Source organism: Acidovorax delafieldii 2AN, assembly GCF_000175235.1.
GTDB lineage: Bacteria > Pseudomonadota > Gammaproteobacteria > Burkholderiales > Burkholderiaceae_C > Acidovorax > Acidovorax delafieldii_B.
This window is the reverse complement of sequence record NZ_ACQT01000285.1, coordinates 1-4,325: the sequence shown is the minus strand read 5'-3', so window position 1 is coordinate 4,325 and position 4,325 is coordinate 1. Positions and strand designations below refer to the sequence as shown.

At 68.2% G+C, this 4,325-nt stretch carries 4 protein-coding genes; 2 read left to right on the top strand and 2 right to left on the bottom strand.

Annotated features, from left to right (window positions below; translation table 11 throughout):
* Positions 1-602: RNB domain-containing ribonuclease (locus tag ACDELDRAFT_RS19710; RefSeq protein ID WP_005799811.1), on the bottom strand; the 602-nt coding region annotated here is incomplete at its 3' end.
* A 44-nt stretch (positions 603-646) separates the two neighbouring features.
* The gene (locus ACDELDRAFT_RS19705) at positions 647-1,867 is read right to left on the bottom strand and encodes an MFS transporter (RefSeq protein ID WP_232504815.1); all 1,221 of its coding nucleotides are present in this window, start codon (positions 1,865-1,867) and stop codon (positions 647-649) included.
* A gap of 410 nt (positions 1,868-2,277) precedes the next feature.
* Here ACDELDRAFT_RS19705 and ACDELDRAFT_RS19700 point away from each other — a divergent pair, with 410 nt between their 5' ends.
* Complete coding sequence (locus ACDELDRAFT_RS19700; RefSeq protein WP_005799809.1) at positions 2,278-2,772, top strand: class I SAM-dependent methyltransferase; 495 nt, start codon at positions 2,278-2,280, stop codon at positions 2,770-2,772.
* 32 nt (positions 2,773-2,804) lie between these two features.
* Positions 2,805-4,325: P-type ATPase (locus ACDELDRAFT_RS19695; RefSeq protein WP_269763849.1), on the top strand; the 1,521-nt coding region annotated here is incomplete at its 3' end.

Below are 4,325 nucleotides of genomic sequence, written 5' to 3'. Positions count from 1 at the left end.
AGCTGCTCGTCCATGCCCGGCACGGCGCGCGCCGCCTCGGGCAGCGGGGCGCCCTCCTCGATCCATGCGGCCACGGCGTCGTAGGCCAGCTTCGCCTGGTTGCGCACCCGGGCCCGGTGCACGGTGGAGTGGGTGACCACCCCCTCGGCATCCACCACCATTTCCGTCACGATGGCAATGCGCTCCTCGCCCGGGTTCAGCGAGGTGAGGTCGGTGGAAAGCCGCTCGGGCAGCATCGGAAACACCCGCGCCGAGGTATAGACCGACGTGGTGTTGATGTGCGCATGCTGGTCGATGGCAGAGTTCTTCTTGACCAGCGCATCCACGTCGGCCACCGCCACGAAGATCTTCACGGCGCCATTGCTCAGGGGGCCACAGGCCGTGAGCTGGTCCAGGTCCAGCGAATCGTCGTTGTCGATCGAGCACCATGGCAGCGCCGTGAGGTCGCGGATGCGCGGGTCGTCGTCCTGCCCGGCCGAAGCCAGGGTTTCAAGCTGCTGCAGGGCACGTGCCGGAAACTCGGGCTCCAGCCCGCGATCCCGCATGGCGTCCATGGCAATGCGCACCAGGTCGCTGCGGTGAAAGGTATGTTTTTGATCCATGGTTCAAATGTAAAGGGGCCGTTGCGAATGCAACGGACAGCCGCTTACCGGGGGCCCACAGCGGCGGGCCGCACCAGCAGAAAAATCACGATGGCGGCAACCGAGAGCACGGCGGCCAGCCCGAATGCGAGCCCCGGTGCAACCGTCCACAGCGCGCCCGCCACCAGCGATGCGGGCAGGTACAGGCCACCGGTCACAAAGTTGTAGACGCCCACGGCCGTGGCCCGGCGCTCGGGCTCCAGGTCGGCGATGAAAGCCTTGCTTTGCGAGTCTTCGATGGCATAGAACACGCCATACAGGCAGAAGATGCCCACCATTTCCCAGCGGCTGCCCGCCACCACCAGCCACAGGTTGATGGCGCCATACAGCGCATAACCCAGCACCACGATGCGGCTGCGCCCCACCTTGTCACCCCGCTTGCCCACGAGCGGTGCCGCCACCACACAAACCCCATTGAACAGCGCATAGAGCAGCACGACATCGGTCATGCCAAAGCCCACGCCATGGGCCTTCAGCAGCAGAAAGCCAAGGCTGAAATACGCCAGCGCAAACACCCCCGCGGGCACCAGAAAGCACTTGAACCCCGCGCTGAGCTGCTGCCAGTTCTCCCGCACGCTCTCGCGTGCATGGGGCTGGCCGGGCTGGTCGGGGATGCGCGTGAGCACCACCACGCTGATCACCGCCGGCACGAAGGCCACCACGAACAGCAGGCTGTAGGTGCTGGCCGATTCGCCCAGCCATTTCAACAGCGCATAGGCCACCAGCGGGCCCAGCACAGCGCCCGATTTGTCGAGGGCCTTGTGCACGCCAAACGCATAGCCGCGCGACTCCTTCACGGCAATCGACGACAGCCAGGCATCGCGTGGCGGGCCACGAAAGCCCTTGCCCAGCCGCTCGATGACTCGAAAGACCGCCAGCCCTGCAATGGACGAGGACACCAGCAAGATCATTTTCGCCAGCGTGGAAAAACCGTAGCCCGCCGTGGCAAACCACTTGCGCCGGCCGCTGCGGTCCGACAGCCAGCCGGCCAGGTAGTTGAGCGACGAGGCCGAAAAATCGGCCAGCCCCTCGATCAGCCCCAGCAGCGCCGTCGAGGCACCGGCCACCGTGGTGAAAAACACGGCAAACACCGAGAAGATCATTTCCGAACTGAGGTCGGTGAGAAAGCTCACCAGGCCCAGCTTGAGCACGTCCGGGTGGAGCCTGGCGCGGCGGGCTTCGGCGCTGGCCGGGGTAAGGGGCGATTTGGCGGGTGGCAGGCTCACGGCAATGGTTCCAGATTCCTCACCGGCTGATTGTGCAACGCCCGCAGACCACCCACGACCTACCGTGCGGGCCATCAATCACTATCAAATCAGTAGCTGCATACGACCGAAGATAAAGCGCTACAGGTCATTTTTGCTCCAAATATCGTTCACCCAGCGCGGCGGGCGCATGGCATGTGGCACCATCGGCCCATCGCCACCGCGAACGGCCCGCCAGGATGCGCTCCGGCAGGGCCGGCCAGAGCCCACGGACTTTTCACCGCCCAAGGCGCGCACCATGACCTCCGCCCCCTTCCCCGACGCCGCCGCCATCTGGAACCAGCGCTACGCGAACGAGCCCCACCTTTTTTGGCCAGGAGCCCAACGAATACCTGCGCGCCCAGGCCCACCACCTCGCGCCCGGCAGCCGCGTGCTGTGCGTGGCCGACGGCGACGGGCGCAACAGCGTCTGGCTGGCGCGCCAGGGCCTGCGGGTCGACGCCTTCGACATCTCGGACGTGGGTGTGGGCCGGGCGCGGCAGCTGGCCGCAGAAGCCCAGGTCTCCGTTGACTACAGCGTGGCCGACTGCGACCAGTGGCCCTGGCCCACGGCCCGCTACGACGCCGTGGTGGCCATCTTCGTGCAGTTCGCCGACCCAGCCATGCGCGAGCGCCTGTTCGCCCACATGGCCGCGGCACTCAAGCCCGGCGGCGTGCTGGTGTTGCAGGGCTATACGCCACGGCAACTCGAATACAAGACCGGCGGGCCACCCATACTGTCGCACCTCTACACGCCGGAGATGATTCGCTCGGCCTTTGCGGACCTGCAGATCATCGAACTGCGCGACTACGAGGCCGTGCTGACCGAGGGAACCCAGCACCACGGCCTGTCCGCGCTGCTGGGGCTGGTGGCGCGCAAGCCGTGACCCACCGCAGCCGAAGCGCAATGCCCGAGCACATGCCCCCCCCGCCTTCCACGACACCTGCCCCGCAGGGCCTGAGCGCCGCCGAAGCCGCGCGCCGCCTCGCGTCCGAGGGACCGAACCTGCTGCCCGGAAGCGCGCCCAAATCCACGGCGGCCATCGTACGGGACGTGCTCACCGAGCCGATGTTCCTGATGCTGCTGGCCGCAGGCGGCATCTACCTGGCCCTGGGCGACCGGGGCGAGGCCCTGTTCCTGCTGGGCTTCGTGTTCGTCGTCATCGGGATCACGCTGGCGCAGGAGCGCAAGACCCAGCGCGCACTCGAATCCCTGCGCGACCTGTCGGCGCCGCGCGCCCTGGTCATCCGCGACGGCCAGGAGCAGCGCGTGGCAGGGCGCGACGTGGTGCGTGGCGACCTGCTGGTGCTGCACGAGGGCGACCGCATCGCCGCCGACGCCCTGCTGATCGACGGGCAGCTCGAAGTGGATGAATCGCTGCTCACCGGTGAAGCCGTGCCCGTGGCCAAGCTGCCCGCAGCACCCACCGGGCAGGCGTCTGCCAGCGTGGGGGCTACGGCCGCCAGCGCCGGGCCGCCCCAAGCCGTGTCAGCCCCCTCGGAGGGCAGCGCAGCACACGAAGTGGCAAGCGTGGGGGCCACGGCCGCCAGCGCCGGGCCACCCCAAGCCAGGCCAGCCCCCTCGGGGGGCAGCGCAGCACACGAAGTGGCAAGCGTGGGGGCCATCTACGCCAGCACCGTTGTCACACGCGGCGTGGGCGTGGCCCAGGTGTGCGCCACCGGCGCCCAGACGGCGGTGGGGCGCATCGGTGCCGATCTGGCAGCCACCACCGAACCGCCTTCGGCCTTGCAGGAAGGCTCGCGCCGGCTGGTGCGCACGCTGGGCACGGCCGCCCTCGTCCTGGCCCTGTTGCAGGTGCTGCTGGGCTGGTGGTGGAACGGCCGGCCGCTGCTCGACAGCCTGCTCTCGGGCATTGCCCTGGCCATGGCCCTCCTGCCCGAGGAGATTCCGGTCATCCTGACCGTGTTCCTGGCGCTGGGGGCGTGGCGCATTGCGCACCAGAAGGTACTGACGCGGCGCGTCACCGCCGTCGAGGCGCTGGGCGCCATCACCGTGCTGGCCGTGGACAAGACGGGCACGCTCACCCTCAACCGCATGGCGGTGGCCGAACTGGCCACGCCCGAGCAGCAATTCCGCCCCGAAGGCGCGAGCCAACTACCCGAAGACTTTCACCTGCTGGCCGAATTCGCCATGCTGGCCACGCCGGGCGATCCGTTCGACCCGATGGAAAAGGCCATCCAGCATTTCGGCCATGCGTGGCTGGAAGGCACCGAGCATGTGCACGATGGGCGCGAGCCCGAGTTCGAATACGCCCTCTCGGGCGAGATTCTGGCCATGACGCGCGTGTTCGCCAGTGACGAGCCCGACGTGCACCTACTGGCCACCAAGGGTGCACCCGAGGCCGTGGCCGACCTGTGCCACCTCGACGCCGCACGGCTGGCCGCCATCCGCCGCCAGGTCGAGGCCATGGCCGAACGC